This window comes from Cellulomonas sp. Root485 (genome assembly GCF_001426705.1).
In the GTDB taxonomy this organism is placed as follows: Bacteria; Actinomycetota; Actinomycetes; order Actinomycetales; family Cellulomonadaceae; genus Cellulomonas.
Genome location: NZ_LMFC01000002.1, coordinates 118,161 through 134,401, shown reverse-complemented (window position 1 = coordinate 134,401; position 16,241 = coordinate 118,161). Strand labels below are relative to the sequence as shown.

Sequence of the window (16,241 nt, the reverse complement as noted above, 5' to 3'; positions counted from 1 at the left end):
CACCGGTCACATCGCGTTGGCCATGGCCACTTCGCGCGACCGGCGCGTCACCTCGCAGTGCTGACGGCCACGTCGACATGCCTACCCAGACCACGCGACCTGGAGCCTCTGCAGTCCTCTGGCGGTGCGGAGCAGCGCATCGCCCTGTCCAGCGAGGGCCTCTGCTCCTCCCTCATCGAGGATGATCCGGCTGTCCGTTGCGGTCTTGACTCGGAGAGCGAGCTGCGCGGGCAGGTTCGAGCGGATCGTCGTCGAGATGACGTCAGCACTGGGCCTCTGTGTCGCGGCGATGACGTGGATCCCGGCCGCGCGGGCCTTCTGAGTCAGCCGGCGCAGAAGCGCCTCGATCCGAGTCTTGTCGTCCGGATCGCTGGTCAGGTCGGCGTACTCATCCAGAACGATGACCACCCACGGCTTTCGATCCTCGGCCTCAACTGCCTGGTTGTACTGAACTAGATTGCGAGCTCGGAGCGGTCGCATCAGTTCGTACCGGCGTTGCATCTCTGCGACAGCGTCCTCAAGGATCTCGACAGCATCGACTGCATCGCCTCCGATGAGACCGTCGGTGTGCGGGTCGTCCTGGAAGTCCAGGAGTTCGGTCCCCTTCGGATCGACCAGTCGAAGTCGCAGCGAGTCTGACGGGTACCTGATCAGCCCGTGCAGGATGGTCTCCAGCGCGACTGACTTGCCGCTCCCAGTGGTACCCGCCACCAACAAGTGAGGCGAGTCCGGAGACGAGAAGTCCAACTGGACGGGCTGACCCGCGATGTCGGCGCCTATGGGAACGATGAGCCGGCCAACTTCTGGGCGACAGATCTCCCAGAGATCACTCGCCAGGACTGGATAGCGCTCGTCCGGAACCTTGGGGACTTCGAAGACGATCGTGCCTCGGTCCAGCGAGGTACGGATCTGGTGGCCGGCTGGGAGCTGAAGAGCGAGTGCAATCTCGTTGACGCGATTCACGACTCGGTCGACGGTCACGCCCGCCTTCGGCGCAACCCGCAGCACGTAGAAGCCGGGTCCCTCAATCCATGGCTCGGCATTGGCAGGGGTCACTGGAACGTTGTGCACGCGGAGCACATCGAGAACGCGCTCGTACCGCACTTTGAGTTCAGACTCACCCAGCCCGACGTCCAAAGGTCGCGGTGTGAGTGCCTCGAACGCCGCTTCGACAGCGGTGCTGCGAGCGTCCTCGGCTGCAGGCTCGGAGGCAGACGTGCCGGCGGGCAGCTCAGTTCTGCTTGAGGCGCGTGGGCTCGCGACCTGCGGCTTCACGACAGCTCCAGCCGACGGGTCGGTGCCGGCAACGAGGTCGCCGATCACCCTCCGCAGTTCGGGCTGGTTCAACCGGATCAGTGTGTGGGCACCAAGTTCCGAGGCGACCGGAGCATGGTCCAAGTTGGCCGCGGCGACAGCTACGGCGACGCCCTGAACCGAATCCAGCACCACCTGACCTGTGCGGAGTGCGCCCAGAATCCGAGTCTCCGGTGACTCGCTGCCCGGATCCAGGAGTCGGCGCGCAGGTAGCTCGGCCGCAGACTGGCGGATCGCACTCGTCTGCTCGACCGCGGCTGCGAGTTCCTGGAGCCAGAACTCCCGGTCGTCGGGCGGGGCCTCACCAGACCGAAACGCCGCCTGGCACAGCTCGGTCGTGCGGTCGAGCTGCTGCTCGGCGGCCCCGATGTCGAACGACTGCCGGAACTTCGACTCGACTACGAGGATCTCGAGCCGAACCTCGTCGTCCTCGTCCAGAGTCAGCAGGAACCGCCCGAGGTCGGCGCGCGTTCTCTGGCTCCGGCCGAACCAACCTTGCTGCTCGTCGAAACTGATCCAGACTTCCAGCCCCGACCGATCGGTCCGCACAGGCATCTGCTGTGCGACAGCGAATCTGCTGGCCACCAGCCCGACTATCTCGTTCGTGGCCCTGCCCAACCCCAGTGCGCGGAGAACGGCGCCGGGCACCACGTTGCGGCCGACTTCGTAGATCCGCTCAGCCGTCGCGCCGGCCGAGAGGTCGTCGGTGACGCGGATCTCCCTCAGCTTGCGCTCGAGGCGCTGGACCACGAACCGTCGTCCCGTGGCGGAGCTGACGATGAGTGTGTAGGCCTCGTTCTTCCCTACCCCTGGCCGCACCAGGATGACGTCTGGCTTGTCGTCGAGCGCATCGATCTGATCACGCCCGATGAAGGCGTCGAGGGTCACGACCCAGTGAGCTACGTGATGCAGTTCCCGAAAGAGCTTCTGATGACGGTCGAACCTCACCTGCATCTCGAAGTAGTCGGTGTTCGAAATCGCCTGCGGTGCGACGGCTGAGTGCGCGTCGTGCCGAACGCACAAGGTCGACCAGGTTTCGAGCAGGGGATCTCGCTGTCCAGGAAGCATGGCGCGGACGACGTTCTGGCTGCTCTCTTCGATGTCGTGCGTGGATCGATGCAGCCACGGGTCGTACGAACCCGAAATTCCGGCCGATGCGTCTCTCGTCTTCTGGTTGAGCGTGGTCCGCGTGCCGAACAGCGCGGGCGCCAGGGCAAGATCAACGCGGTCCCGGTATGACTCGAGATTCGGGTCGGTGTCGGGCACCCAGTCCTGGAGGACGAGTTGCACGTCCGGCAGGAGGCGCTCTTCGCCCACTTCGTCGTCGACGAACTCCGCGTCGAACGCTCGAATGATGTCGTGATGCCCCGCAGGATGCGTGAGAACGAGGAGTTCGAAGCGGATCCTCGGGACTCTGGCCCTGATCCTCCGTGCTAGCCGGAGTGGCAGTCGAGGGGACCCGTCACGGTCGAGGAGGAGGAGCGACAGTCCGTCCAACTTGTGAGGATAGGTCTCCACGTAGGAGGCGATGACCTTGACGAGCTCCTCGATAGCCGCGTCATCGACAGCGGCGAGCCAGTCTCGCGACTCTCGCCCGTTCTGACGCAGCGGAACGTACTCCTCGTGTCCGCCTGATTCACGAACGGCGATCGCGACGATCTCGTCTGGACCGACGATGAGGGGTGGCGTCCGATGCGGCGACACACGCTGCAGCCACTCGAAGAAGAGCTCGTTGTTCTCCTGGTTCAGGTCGAGTCCGGTTGCCAAACACTGAACCAGGAGTTTCGACATTCGTCGCAGGTGTCGCGCGAGCCAGCGTAGGCGCAAAGGGTGCGTCGCGAGCATGACCAGACGACTCTGACTCAGCTGGAGAACGTCGGTGAGGACCACTGCTGCCAGGTCTTCGTTCGGCGCGTTCGCCGGCACGAGAGTCTGTCGGGCGTCGTTGAGGATCGGTTCCCACTCGGCGAGGTACTGATCGAGCGAGTCCGCATCGATACCAGCGTTCCAGCTTCCAAGGTGTGTGGATCTGAGCTCCGCCAGTCGATCCGAGACCGGGCCAGACCTGGTCGCGTGGACCTGCCGCTCCCATTCCCGGGGATCGTTGAGCCCTTCGAAGAACGCTTCGAGGTCGCCGTCGAACTGTTCGCCTGGGACCACCGAGTATCCGACGACCAAGGCAGCGAAGGCAGTCAGTCCTGGGGTGGCCAACGGGTCCCATCGGAACCGGCGGACCCCGACGTCCGAGATGGACACGACGAGTCGGAGCGGCGCCCACGCCGATGATGCGTCGAAATCGCTGTCATCGACCAGTTCGGGTCTAGCGATGGAACCCAGCAGCGCGTCCTGCACGCGGAGTGTCAGCCGCCCCTCCTCCGCCCGTTCCCGAACACCAGCGAGGGTTGGGCCGTACAGGAACGCGAAGAGCCACCTCGACCAGGTTCCGACTTCGTCTGGCCCTTCGAAACGAAGCTCTGCCGCAGCATCCGAGCCGTCATCGAGAACACTCAGCGCATGGAGCAGAGCCCGCAGCGGGTCCGGTTCGATCTGAGAATCGGGAAAGGCAACCTTCTCCACACGCCGGCGCAGCGCAGCGGGCAGGGTTTCGATGAGCGGCCGCAGGGCCTCGGGTGGTTCAGCGCGGAGGAGCTGCTCGGCAGCTCTCTGCTCACTGTGATCGAGACCTGCCTCCACCTCGAGCTCGTCGAACTCGGGAAGCCGGGGTTCGGCCTGAGTAGCGATCGAGGCTCTGACTTGCTGTCCCAGCCCCGCGCGCTCTGCACGTCGTTCGAACAGCTCGAGCCACAGGCTGAGGTCCAGTCCAGCGCGTGCGTTGGCGCCCCCGCCCCGGACCACTTGACGCATTCGCTCGCGCGCCTCCGGGTCGGCGAGCCCGAACCGGTCCAGTGCGGCCGACGACAGTTCGGCAGTGGCGATACGGTCGAGCACATCGTCATCTGAGATGAACGACCCAGTGGGCTGGTTGCCCTGGCTCACGTGACCGTTTCTGGCCAGCCGAGAGCGTGCTGCGGCGGGGCTCACGAACAAGTCGACGTCGGGGAAGAGATCGAGTTCGCGGAGGCTCTCTGCCGCGGCACGCTCCACCACGTCGGGAGTGCGCAAGGGGGCCCGCTGAACTTCGAGGCACGATGCGATGACGTACCCCGTCCAGCGGCGTAGCGAGAGCCGGCCGTTCGCGCCGACAGCTTCTCGGACCACGCTCAGAACAGAAGCCAGGTGACTCGGAGGCTCCCCGGAGCCACCAGCGAATTCCCAGGCTGCGCGGTTGACCAGCTCGAAGCGTCCGTTGTCGTCCCCAGCCTCCTCGTTCAGCAGACTCATGTCGTCGAGACGATTGACTGCCGCCAGGCCTTCCTCGTCTCGCTGCGCATCCCAGTCGAACAGCACGATCGCTCTCACGTTCTGGTTGCGCCAGTACGTGAGCGTCTGGCCCTCGTGTAGGAGGTAGTCGGTCGGGATGCCTGGGACAGGGAGTCTGGTTCCGACCTTGATGACCAGGCCGGAGGCGCCTCGCTCGCGATCCAGCCTCTCCAACGCAGTCAGCGCGGCGACAACCTCTTCGTTCGCGAATCCCGCCACGCGCAACGCAGGCCTCGGACCGGGGGCCGTTGTCAGCAGGGACTCCCAGGCCACAGTCGCGACGACCGCTCCGACGACTTCAGCAACGCCCGGCGTCATCTCGGCTCCCCATGAATGATGCTCGTCGCGTCGGAGTAGTGAGTCAGCAGGCCGGCCGATGCGAGTCGAGCTTTGAAGGCATCTGCGTTGAGCGCGAACACCCCCGCGTCGATGTCGGTGGTCAACCCGGCAGTACGCGCCGTCCGGTCATCGACGATGAGCCCGAGTTCGGCGTGCAGACGTTGGCAGAACCGGTAGAACTCGACCTCCTCACCCGGCTTGAGGAGCGCGGCCACGAGCGCCTCGAGCATTGGAGGCTTAAAGGTGAAGTGCCTTCGACCGCTGGTGGAGTTGAGGGCGCCCACAGCGGCCAGAGTCTCCGAGAAGAAGGCTCGAGGCGACTTCGTGATGTTCGCGTTTGGTTGAGCGAACTTCGCCCAGCGCTCGGCCTGTTCGACGTCTCCCCTTTCGCTGGCCGCGCGGTGGTGCTCGGAGGCCCGCTCCGTGAGCGCTCGCGCGATATCCCAGCGAAACCTCTCGAGGCTCTCCTGCGAGCGTCGCCGAAGCGGGTTGGCATCGCGGCTCGCGTCGAGCAGGATCACCGCGTCCGGTTCACCGAGCGCCCTTCGTGCAAGATGCAGTTGATGGCGCGCCAGGCAGTACGGCACCCAGTGCATGAGACTCTCGGTCCTCTTCGCTTGAGGTACCTGGGAACGAGTGACGATGTAGTGGACGCCACGCCTGAGCAGCTCCGGCCACGGACTGTCTGCGTCTCTCGGTTCACTCTCTGCTTCCGACTCGTCGGCGAACTCGGACGGCCGGGCCGTGTCGTGTGACTGCAGCGCTGCAGCGACTCGTCCGAGCGGACTGCCACTGTCTCCGACGAGCGAGGCGAGCCCGTCGCGGGTCTCCATTCGTCGCGGAGCCTCCGGATCGGAGCGCAGAACGTGGTAAGCCCACCCACCACCGTCGCGAAAGACATAACGCTCGATCGACGGAGTGCCCCGTCGCTGGACCGCGTCGTAGTGGACCAGTTCGCCGACGAACGGGTAGAAGTGCGACGAGAACCAACGCGGCGTGCGCCGCCGCCCTGGAACTTCCACCAGCAGGGACGACAGGAGCGCAGACAGCGTTTCGTAGGCTGCATCCCCTTGCACCGCGGAGTCGAGCGTCTCGGGCGGCAGTTCTTCGCCGACCGCGATCCGCCTAGCGAGATCGTGTGAGGCGCGCACGTAACTCACTGTGCCGCTCGTCGGAGCGAGCAACTGGGCGGGGTCGAGCAGCACTACGCCACGCGCAATGGCCAACAGTTCCAGCGAGACGTAGAACCCGCGACCCTGCTCCTGGACGTTCACGCCGAACAACTCTTGAACCAGTGAAGCGCCGCCTCGATCGTGCCCCGTAGCCATTACGCACCCCCAGACCTGATGCGATCGCCCACGTCGATCGTGAGGGTCCGGCGCTCGCCGCCGACGAGAACGCCGATGTCGTCGTCGACGCCCGCGTTCGGCGCCAGGGCAGCCAGCGCGCTGGTGAGACTGCGTATCTCGGCCTCGTGCTGGCCGCGACTGCTCAGCCCGGCTGCCCAGCGGATCAACAGTTCGAATCGCATGAGGTCGAGCTGGACAGGAACCACGCTCCCGTCCGCTCCCGGCAGGCGGACGTAGACAGATCGGCTCGCCCATTCCACTGCGAGAGGAAGGTGTGGCTGCAGCGTTCCGGTCGCGATCCATTGCTGGTTCTGCGAGACGATCTCGACGCTCTTGCCTTGGATCCGCTTGGCGATCACAGCCGCTCGACTGCGATGAGAGAAGAATGCAGGGTCTAGGACCAGGAAGTCCGGAGAGTCTCCAGCTCGATGGACTCCTTGGACGGCTTCGAGGCCGCGAAGCAGTGCGTCGCGCACTCTGACGAGACCCTCGCGAGTGCCCTTGTTCACTGCTAGGAACTCGTCGCCCGATTCGAGGCCGAGTCGGCTCAGTCGGTTGTGCCTCGTCCCTTCGAAGTAGTCGAGGCGGCGCAGGAAGACGATCGCTGATCGCAGGAGCTCCGACTCGCGCTGAGCGGCAGTTCGAGACTTTGGGCTGCCTTCGTCGCCGGAAGGCACAGGGGGGAGGAACGACGCGTTCGCGGTCTCCGCATCCAGGGTGTCGTCGACCCACCGCAGTGCTGTCCTGCCCGGGTCGAGGCGCCTGATCGCCTGGAATGCGGGCACCTGCCGTCGCTTCTGCGGCGTGAGGCGGTCCCCGAAGAGTGCCTGGTGGTATAGGTAGGGGAACTGCCAGGATCGATCCAAGTCATCGCGGCGGTATCGCTTGTGGACGTCTTCGCAGACGAGACCGCCGCTGATGGAATGTGCGGTCAACGCCAGAGCTTGCCGGGTGGTTACGACCGCACCGGTGAGTTCCGCTGTGCTGAAGACGTGACGGAAGGCGGCCTGTCGCTCCGTACCGCGTCCGTCGTCGGCCAGTGCCTGGTGGTTGGCGAAGATCGGGCAGACAGCACGAGCGTCGCACCGCTGGCAGGCGCGCCACCGTCTGCGGTCAGCGCCCCACGTGTGCACCGCCCAGTCCACCAGCCCACCAGCGGCGTCTGGTGCGACTGACTGGTAGTTCAGGTTGATCACGTGGACGGTCAGGTCCGCGTTGGCGACCGTGCCGTGCTCAATTCCGGCCTCAAGGGTCTGCGTGATCACCTTCACCCGGCCGGACTCGTCAGCGGCGACGGAGCTTCTCAGATGACCTTCGTTGGCGCAGACGATGGCGACGCCGTCGTCGGGCGAGTCGAGCAGTTTGACCAGCAGCTCCGAAGCGGGATCGGTCTCAAGTGCGCTGAGATCGACTAGGAGCGAGAGCGGCCGACCGGCCTTGGTGTAGGCGGCTGGCGCGGAGGCGTCTCCGAGTAGGCGAACAGCTTCAGCCGCCTCTGCGGGCGTTCTGCCCAGCTCCTCGAGCAGTCGAGCGCAGAGGCTGGTCTTGCCGTGGCCTGCGTCGCCCGTCAGGACGATCAGACGAGTCTCGGGCACCTCGATCAACTGCTCGAGGTAGCTGAGGGTCGCGACACGGAACGACGGCTCGTTCGGGTCGGTCTGTTCGTAGATGAGTTCCGCACTGTCGGGTTGGAATGGCTGGAATCGCCGCAGGCGACTCACGTGAATGTTGACCTCGAGCGCCATCGCTGTTCGTCCCCCCGCCGACCGTTCCTTCGTCTGGAATGGAACCTACCGTGAGGGTGCGACCGATCTACTCGACCCGGCCATGGGACGTCGCGGCACGAACGCGGATGAATCAGAATTGGCGAGACAGGTGGAGCACGCCTGCGTCGGGCCGGAGGTCACGTGGACAGGTGGGTGAGCACCGACAAGGGCCGGCACCTCCGCGGGCGCTCGTCTCGAAACACCGCTCCAGAGCTGGCGCTGCGGCGCGAACTGCACAGACGAGGGTTGCGATTCCGACTGCACGTCTCCTTGGGACGAGGATGCAACCCGGATCTCGTCCTACCCCGCCACCGGCTCGCGGTGTGGGTCGACGGATGCTTCTGGCACGGGCACAAGAGCCACACGTGGACTCCCAGGACAGGGCCGAACGTCGCGCTGTGGGAAGCCAAGATCGATGCGAACCGTGCGCGTGACGCCCGTGCGCTCGAGCTCGCGTCTGCGGCTGGCTGGACGGGAGTCAGAGTGTGGGAGTGTGAGATCAAGGCGGACGTATCAGCGGCGGCAGACCTGGTCTCATCCAGGACCGGAGCACGATGACCTGAGCGAGTCGCACACGGTGTCAGCGCGCTCGAGTACGCTCGGAAGTTGGACTGGTCCAACCTCGCGCAGCCGTCAGGGAGTGATGTTCGTTGTCGACGGTGCACCCACTCCGTCGCAGGCAGCGGCCCGCGTTCGAGAGTGGAGCGAGAACTCTCTCCGTGGTCGACCTGTTCGCCGGGTGCGGAGGCCTGACTCTCGGCACAGCCGAGGCGGCGAACGCGAGTGGTTTCGCCGTGGACGTTCGTCTCGCCGTCGACTTCGAAGATGCGGCCATCCGGGCGTACAAAGCGAACTTCCCATCGGCGAAGACCCAGGTGGCCGCCGTTGAGACTATCTTCGACGGTGACCTCGGGGGCGAGCCGACCGCTAACGAACTTTCGGCTGCCCGCTCCGTGGGCTCGCTGGACATCCTGGTTGGCGGTCCACCGTGCCAAGGCCACAGCAGCCTCAACAACCACACCCGCCGCGATGACCCCAAGAACCGCTTCTACCTGAGAATGGCTCGTGCGGCTGAGGTACTCCGCCCGAAGGTCGTCCTCATCGAGAACGTGCCGGCCGTCGTCCACGACTCCGAGGGTGTTGTGGACCGGGCCAGCAAGGCGCTCACCTCCGCCGGCTACACGGTGACGAACTCGATCGTCGAGCTCGTTCGTCTCGGCGTTCCCCAGAAGCGGCGCCGTCACGTCTTGTTGGGCGTGCGAAATGAGCTCGTCGATGAGGACTTCGACTTGGCTTCGGTGCTTGACGCCGGCACCGAGAAGTCGCGAGACCTCCGATGGGCGATCGGCGACCTGGAGAAGAAGGCGTCCACCTCGTGGGTCGACACGCCTTCGCGTCCGAGCGCGGAGAACTTGGCACGGATGCAGTGGCTGATCGAGAACGATGAGCACGACCTCCCGAACCGCCTCCGGCCGCTGTGCCACCAGGGCGAGCACTCGTACGTCTCCATGTACGGGCGCCTGAAGTGGAAGGAACCCGCGCAGACGATCACGAGCGGGTTCGGCAGCCTGGGACAGGGAAGGTTCATGCACCCATCCCTCTGTCGCACCCTGACGCCGCACGAGGCCGCACGGATCCAGGGTTTCCCCGACTACTTCGCGTTCGACTCTGCGGTGACCAGGACTCAACTGGCGGTCATCATCGGCAATGCGGTTCCCCCGGCCCTCGCGTCGACGCTCGTGGCTCGGCTCATCGCCGGCGACGTGTTTGGAAACCCCGCCGCCCCCAAGCCGTAGTCCGAAAGCTTTGGCAGGAGTTCTTCGGGATCTGCCAAATACATCGACATCGGCGGGGCTAACAAGTTGGTAGCGAAGCCTTGGGCGAGTCGCTGGGATCGCCCGGGTGAGGCACCTAACCTGGGAATGTCCTGCCTGGAAGATTTTGCTCGCCCGGACCTGCCATCCGGGGTGACACCGGACTGCTACTCCGGTCGCTGCTGGGAGATCGCCCTGCAGCGGACAAAATCTGAAGGGTAAGCGTCGTGCCCGAGACCACAAGCCCCGCTCCCGTTCACGTAGCGCCAGCCCGGGCGGGTCGGCCGTCTTCTCGTAACCGCCTCTACCGGCCTGAGGAACTCGTCCGCGTCGAGATACGAATTCCGGCCTACTTGGCACGCCTGTTGTTCGATCGCGCGAACGCGACGGGTCGCCCCGTCAGCGTTACCGCCACGGCGCTCCTCGCTGATGCGCTCCAAGGCTCCTCGGCAGGCCGCATGCCCTGACCCTCGCGCGGCGCAGGTCGCCGATCTCCTGACATGCGAAAGGCCGGGACTCGTGATCCCGGCCAAGTCGCACTCGAAGCGGTTGCCGCCGCTGCATGGAAAGACCCGCCGTCAAGAGGAGCTTTCGTGCGCCCATCATCGGATTCCAGAACTCCCGCAGTCAACCGCCACGCCGAGCCACTTCAAACATCCGACGCGTTCGTGTCCGCCCACATCCCCGTTGCCCGACGGCGGCGGGCGGACGTCGGCGACCCCCGCGCGGAGGCCGAGTCACGTATCCGGACGTATGTCCCGAGGCACACCTCCGCGGATACCTGGTCGGCCATCGGCGGCTTCACTCGTCAACTCGCTCGAGACCTTGACCCCACGAGAGAGGGCGAAGCGAGGCGCGCGATGACGGTGCTGTCCCGCTTCGTCGCGTGGGCTCACGGCGAAGGACTGCCGCTCGACCGTGAGGTGATGCTGACCCCCGACCAGGTCGACCGGTACACGAAGGTCGGTTGCGATGCGTTCCGCTTGGAGTCACGCGCCACGATCCGCTCCGAGATGCGTCGCTACAGCAGGGAGCTGACCCGGCGGGCACCGTGGCCCGAGCTGGACCGGATCGGGAAGCGGTCTGGTCCGGTGCCATACACGCGGGCGGAGATCGCCCGGCTGTGGGAGGTGGCCGGACAGCAGTCGACTGCGGTGCGGCGGCGGCATCTCACCGTGATCCTCGGGCTCGGGTTGGGTGCCGGGGTGCATCCCGGCGAGATCGGGCATGTGACGACCAATGACCTCATCACGGTGTCCGGCGTGTGGTGCGTTCGCCTCGTAGGCGACCGTCCGCGCACGGTCCCCATCACAGCCCCCTACCAAGAACCTCTGCTGGCGATCGCGGCTGAGGATCCAGGTTCACGGCTCATCGGCAAGGTCGAGAGCGAATGGGTCAGTTCTCGCCTGTCGCGGATGCTGGAGAAGGCCGAATTCCCCGAGGACTGCCCGAGGCTGACTACCTACCGGTTACGTGTGACGTGGTTGGTGGCCCATCTCGACCACGACGTGAACCTGCGTGGGCTCGCCGAGATGGCCGCGGTCAGTTCGGCGAGCGCTTTCGAGAAGGCCATTGCCCACATGCGACCAACGGACGTTCACCAGCTGATCGAGTCGATGGCGCGTCGATGACCTCACGACGTTCGCTGCAGTTCCCGCTGCCGTCCAAGTCGGCCAGCGGACGCAGCGACGTCGTACACATCGCGAACCCGATGACCGTGGAGCAGCGCATCGCCCGGGCACGCGCTCAAGCGGACGCGGGCGTGTTCCAAGATCTGGTCGCTGCTCGGACGGCGCGAACCGGTCGGCCGCGCAAGGTACCGGTCGACGCAGTCGCGGCAGCCGTCCTCTTCCACGCGATGAGCTCGCCGAACAAGATGCACATCCGCCAGGTCATGCGCGCCATCGCATTGCTGCGCCCTTTCGAGCTGCAGCGGCTTGGGTTTCCCGGTGGGGTCCGCCCGACTTACCGTCAGGTGCTCTCCGGTGTCCACGCGCTGATCGGGGCCGCCACCCGGGGTGCCCACGTCCGGCACAACCACGAGCTCAGGGCCGACGCCGAGACCGGCGAGGTGTTCGCGTGCCCGCTCCAGTGCCCGGCCATGCGTAGCGGCCTGGATCAGGTCGCGACGGCGATCATCCAGACGTCACTGCCGGACTCCGCATTGCGGAGCACCTCAGTGGCTCTCGACGGCACGGACATCGAGTCGCACACCACGGCCCGCGCCAAGTTCATCGACGCTGACGGCCGCGAACGGTGCCCCACCGACCCTGACGCCCGGTGGGGCAAGCGCACCGCGACACCGCAACACCCCACCGAGATGTACGTCGGATACGAAGCGCACCTCGCAACCTACGTCCCTGCCATCGGCGCCGACTCGATCCCACAGCTCACCGCTCGACTCGCTCTGCGCCCAGGGATCACCGACCGCGCACGAGCTGCCCTGACGCTCATCGATCTACTCGGCAACCTTGACGAGGTGCTCCTCGACCGCGGCTACAGCACGGCCAAAGCCCTGAGCCTGGCGCGGCCGCTGCGCGAGCGGAACATCGCGATCACCATGGACCTGCACACCAGCCAGCGCGGAACACATCCCGGTCCCGTCGCCGGGACGCTGTGGCGCGACGGGCATCTGTACACAAGTGCTCTGCCGCCCGGGCTGGTCGAACTCGAGCCATCGGGCCCCGCGGACTCGGCCGCGAAGAAGGCCGCGTCCCGGCACGAATTCGACAAGCGCATCCCGTTCCAGTTCACCGTGCACTCACGCCACGACGACACCCGCCGCACCCAGCGATTCAAAGGCCCCGCCCTCGCCAAGCACGTGCGCTGCGCGAACAACCCCGAGTCCATGCGCCTGCCGTACAGCGTCCCGACCACGACCTGCGTCCAAGGCGTGCCCTGCGGATGCAGCAAGGTCGTAACCATCCGCGACACCGACCTGGAACGCGACCGCCAACCCCTGCCGTGGCAGTCGACCCCCTGGACCTTGTCCTTCAACAGGCGGTCCCTCGTCGAAGGGCTCAACGCCCAGGTGAAGTCGAACAACCTCAGGATCAGCCGCGGGTTCTTCCACATGACCGGACTCGGCGCGACCACCCTGCTCCTGGCGTTCACGCTCGCCGGCCGCAACACCGAACGCCTGCACGCCTGGTACACCGCCCGGGGGCTGCCCGAACCATGGCAGGTGCAGCTCGGCGAACCACCCGACGTCCGTCCACTCGACCGTCACACGCGCACGCGCGGCTACCGACAACGGAAACCCGACTGACCTTCACCCGGCGCCCGCGAACACCGCACGACCGGCACGAAGCGACGCTCCAGCGCGCCGCAAACGCGCCCCGACACCCCGCCTGCCGGCCCCGCCGAGGGCCCACCAACGACGAAACTCCCGGCCAGAGAACCCTGACCGGGAGTTTCGGTACTGCTCAGGCGGTTCTTTCGGGAACCACCCTTCTGTGCGCGAGGGGGGATTTGAACCCCCACGCCCTTTCGGACACTGGCACCTGAAGCCAGCGCGTCTGCCGTTCCGCCACTCGCGCGCGCCGCAGAACATTAGCACGATGCAGGGGCTGCTCCTGAACAGTCGGGAAGGCTCCCAGGGTCGCCGCGCGCACATCACCCGGCTTCCGACCCCGTACTGGCGCGTCACAGATACGATCAAGGCGGATTGCGGGTGGGACACCTGCACGTAGACGTGCACGAGGGACTGGGGAGGTGGGCGTGGGCATCCTCGACAGGTTCGAGAACGGCGTGGAGCGGGTGGTCAACAACGCCATCGCCAAGGCCTTCAAGAGCGAGCTCAAGCCGCTCGACCTCTCCAGCGCGCTGCGCCGCGAGGTCGATGACCGGGCGGCCGTCGTCGGGCGGGATCGCACTGTCGTGCCCAACGAGTTCACGATCGAGCTCGCAACTGCCGACTACGACCAGGTGGAGTCGTGGGGTGCGGAGGCGTTGGCGGACGAGTTCGCCAACAACGTCACCGACTATGCAGCGAGCCAGCGCTACGCGTTCGTAGGGCCGGTGACGGTGTCGTTCAGCGAGGACAGCGAGCTCGAGGCGGCGCGGTTCCGGGTGCACAGCGCGACGGTGCGCGGGGCGGTCGCACCCGCGTCGGCCACGTCGGCGCCCAGCGCGCGGCATCCTCTGGTGGACATCGACGGTCAGCGCTACATCCTCACCGGGCCGGTCACGGTCATCGGTCGCGGCTCGGAGGCGGACATCATCGTCGACGACCCGGGCGTCTCGCGGCGGCACCTGGAGATCCGGGTGACCGGTGACGGGGTCGTCGCGACGGACATGGGCTCGACCAACGGACTCTTCGTCGAGGGCCACCAGGTTCCGGCTGCGACCCTGCTGGACGGCAACACGCTGACCATCGGGCGCACCCGGATCCTGTTCTGGACAGGCGGCGAGCCGGACCTGGACGAGTGACGCCGGCACATGAGTGAACTGACGATCACCCTGCTGCGGCTGGGTTACCTGGCGCTGCTGTGGGTGCTCGTGCTCTTCGCCATCGGTGTGCTGCGCCGTGACCTGTACGGGACGCGCATCACCGACCGGCGTCGTCGCAAGGCTGCGGTGCCCGCTGCGGCGGCCGCCGCCGTCGCGACCGAGCCGGCCAGACCCGAGACCGCCCCGACCCGCATCCCGCGGTCGGCGCGCAGCGGGAGCGGCCCCGGCCGGCTCGTCGTGACCGAGGGGCCGCTGCGCGGCACGATCGTCCCGCTGGGCACGTCGTCGGTGCTCATCGGTCGCGCGCCCGGCTGCACGCTCGTCCTGGACGACGACTACTCGTCGTCGCGGCACGCACGGATCTTCCCGCAGGGCGGCCAGTGGTTCGTCGAGGACCTCGGATCGACGAACGGGACGTTCGTGGCGGACCAGCGCGTCGAGGCTCCGACTCCCGTCCCGACGGGTACACCCGTCCGCGTGGGCCAGAGCGTTCTCGAGCTGCAGAGGTAACCCGGTGTCCGTCGCACTCAGATATGCGGCGCGGTCCGATGTCGGACTCGTGCGCTCCAACAACCAGGACTCGGCGTACGCCGGTCCGCACCTGCTGATGGTCGCGGACGGCATGGGCGGCCACGCGGGCGGCGACGTCGCGTCCTCGGTCGCGGTCGCCGCGTTCGCGCCGCTGGACGGTGAGTCGCACGGTCCCGACGACGCGCTGGACCAGCTGGAGACGGCCCTCGCGGACGCCCGCGACGAGATCATCGCGCGCAGCGACGCCGACCCGGAGCTGAGCGGCATGGGCACGACGGTGCTCGCCATCCTGCGCGCCGGCAACAAGCTCGCGATGGTGCACCTGGGCGACTCGCGCGGGTACCTGATGCGCGACGGCGTCCTCACGCAGGTCACCACGGACCACACGTTCGTGCAGCACCTGGTGGACATCGGCCGGATCACGCCCGAGGAGGCCGAGCACCACCCGCAGCGGTCCGTCGTGATGCGCGTGCTGGGCGACTTCGACCCGGAGGTGACCCCCGACCTGTCGGTCCGGGAGGCACGCAAGGGCGACCGCTGGCTGTTGTGCTCGGACGGCCTCTCGGGCTTCGTGAGCGCGGAGACCATCGAGGAGACGATGGCGACGATCTCCGATGTCGACGCGTGTGCGGACCGGTTGGTCCAGCTCGCGCTTCGGGCCGGCGGCGGGGACAACATCACCGTCGTGCTCGCCGACGTGGTCGAGCTCGACGACGTCGCCGACGGCGAGGGACCGACGACGAACGCCACGGTGGTCGGCGCGGCTGCGCTGACCCGCAACGACCCGACGTCCGCGGCCGACGGTCCCGCGGCACGGGCGGCCGGCCTGGCCCGGGCCGCGCAGGTGGACGACGACGCGCAGGAGTCGGCCCCCGCCGAGGCCGCGACGGACGAGGACGAGCACCCGCCCGCACCGCGCCGCTGGCGGACGGTCGTCGTGTGGGTCGGGATCGCCGCGGTCATCGTCGGCGCCGTCCTGGTCGCGTACAGCTGGACGCAGACGCAGTACTACGTGGGGGTCGACGACGACGAGGTCGTGATCTTCCGCGGTCTCCCGCAGACGCTCGGGCCGGTCGCGCTGTCCTCCGTGGTCGAGCGCACCGGCACGTCCCTGGACGAGCTCGACTCGCGCTACCTGCGGGAACGCGTCGAGCAGACCATCCACGCGGACTCCCTCGACGACGCCCGCGACCTGGTCGCGATGCTCGAGGAGGACACGGCCCCGTCGCCTCGGCCCTCACCGACGACCAGTCCCACCTCCGTCCCCTCCGGGACGGCCACACCGTGAGCCGCGC

10 protein-coding genes and 1 tRNA gene are annotated in these 16,241 nt (G+C 66.9%); 7 read left to right on the top strand and 4 right to left on the bottom strand.

The window, feature by feature from the left end:
- Positions 1-81: 81 nt before the first annotated feature.
- Genes ASD16_RS09335 through ASD16_RS09325 form a run of 3 tightly spaced genes read right to left on the bottom strand, consistent with a single transcriptional unit; the run spans position 82 to position 8,128 of the window.
- A complete protein-coding gene (locus tag ASD16_RS09335) occupies positions 82-5,013 on the bottom strand; it encodes an FtsK/SpoIIIE domain-containing protein (protein ID WP_055916139.1) in 4,932 nt (1,643 codons plus the stop codon).
- Positions 5,010-6,308, bottom strand: coding sequence for a hypothetical protein (locus tag ASD16_RS09330; RefSeq protein WP_157453872.1), 1,299 nt, complete (start codon positions 6,306-6,308; stop codon positions 5,010-5,012). The genes ASD16_RS09335 and ASD16_RS09330 overlap by 4 nt, the downstream gene beginning before the upstream one ends.
- Positions 6,309-6,361: 53 nt before the next feature.
- Positions 6,362-8,128 carry a hypothetical protein gene (locus ASD16_RS09325; RefSeq protein ID WP_055916135.1) on the bottom strand — a complete coding sequence of 589 codons (1,767 nt, stop codon included), beginning with the start codon at positions 8,126-8,128 and terminating at the stop codon, positions 6,362-6,364.
- Between the two features lie 162 nt (positions 8,129-8,290).
- Between ASD16_RS09325 and ASD16_RS21370 the strand changes: the two genes are divergently transcribed.
- The 4 genes from ASD16_RS21370 to ASD16_RS09310 all read left to right on the top strand — a co-directional run bounded on the left by ASD16_RS21370 (position 8,291) and on the right by ASD16_RS09310 (position 13,231).
- On the top strand, positions 8,291-8,707 hold the full coding sequence (locus ASD16_RS21370) for a very short patch repair endonuclease (protein ID WP_369817954.1): 417 nt from the start codon (positions 8,291-8,293) through the stop codon (positions 8,705-8,707).
- Between the two features lie 161 nt (positions 8,708-8,868).
- Positions 8,869-9,945 carry a DNA cytosine methyltransferase gene (locus ASD16_RS09320; protein WP_055916133.1) on the top strand — a complete coding sequence of 359 codons (1,077 nt, stop codon included), beginning with the start codon at positions 8,869-8,871 and terminating at the stop codon, positions 9,943-9,945.
- An 878-nt stretch (positions 9,946-10,823) separates the two neighbouring features.
- A complete protein-coding gene (locus ASD16_RS09315) occupies positions 10,824-11,594 on the top strand; it encodes a site-specific integrase (RefSeq protein ID WP_157453871.1) in 771 nt (256 codons plus the stop codon).
- The gene (locus tag ASD16_RS09310) at positions 11,591-13,231 is read left to right on the top strand and encodes a hypothetical protein (protein ID WP_055916129.1); all 1,641 of its coding nucleotides are present in this window, start codon (positions 11,591-11,593) and stop codon (positions 13,229-13,231) included. The genes ASD16_RS09315 and ASD16_RS09310 overlap by 4 nt, the downstream gene beginning before the upstream one ends.
- Before the next feature lie 188 nt (positions 13,232-13,419).
- Here the strand turns inward: ASD16_RS09310 and ASD16_RS09305 are convergent.
- Positions 13,420-13,502, bottom strand: a tRNA-Leu gene (locus ASD16_RS09305).
- Between the two features lie 181 nt (positions 13,503-13,683).
- Between ASD16_RS09305 and ASD16_RS09300 the strand changes: the two genes are divergently transcribed.
- Genes ASD16_RS09300 through ASD16_RS09290 form a run of 3 tightly spaced genes read left to right on the top strand, consistent with a single transcriptional unit; the run spans position 13,684 to position 16,234 of the window.
- Complete coding sequence (locus tag ASD16_RS09300; RefSeq protein WP_055918186.1) at positions 13,684-14,394, top strand: DUF3662 and FHA domain-containing protein; 711 nt, start codon at positions 13,684-13,686, stop codon at positions 14,392-14,394.
- A 9-nt stretch (positions 14,395-14,403) separates the two neighbouring features.
- The gene (locus tag ASD16_RS09295) at positions 14,404-14,925 is read left to right on the top strand and encodes an FHA domain-containing protein (protein WP_055916127.1); all 522 of its coding nucleotides are present in this window, start codon (positions 14,404-14,406) and stop codon (positions 14,923-14,925) included.
- A gap of 4 nt (positions 14,926-14,929) precedes the next feature.
- A complete protein-coding gene (locus tag ASD16_RS09290) occupies positions 14,930-16,234 on the top strand; it encodes a Stp1/IreP family PP2C-type Ser/Thr phosphatase (RefSeq protein ID WP_055916125.1) in 1,305 nt (434 codons plus the stop codon).
- Positions 16,235-16,241: the final 7 nt, after the last annotated feature.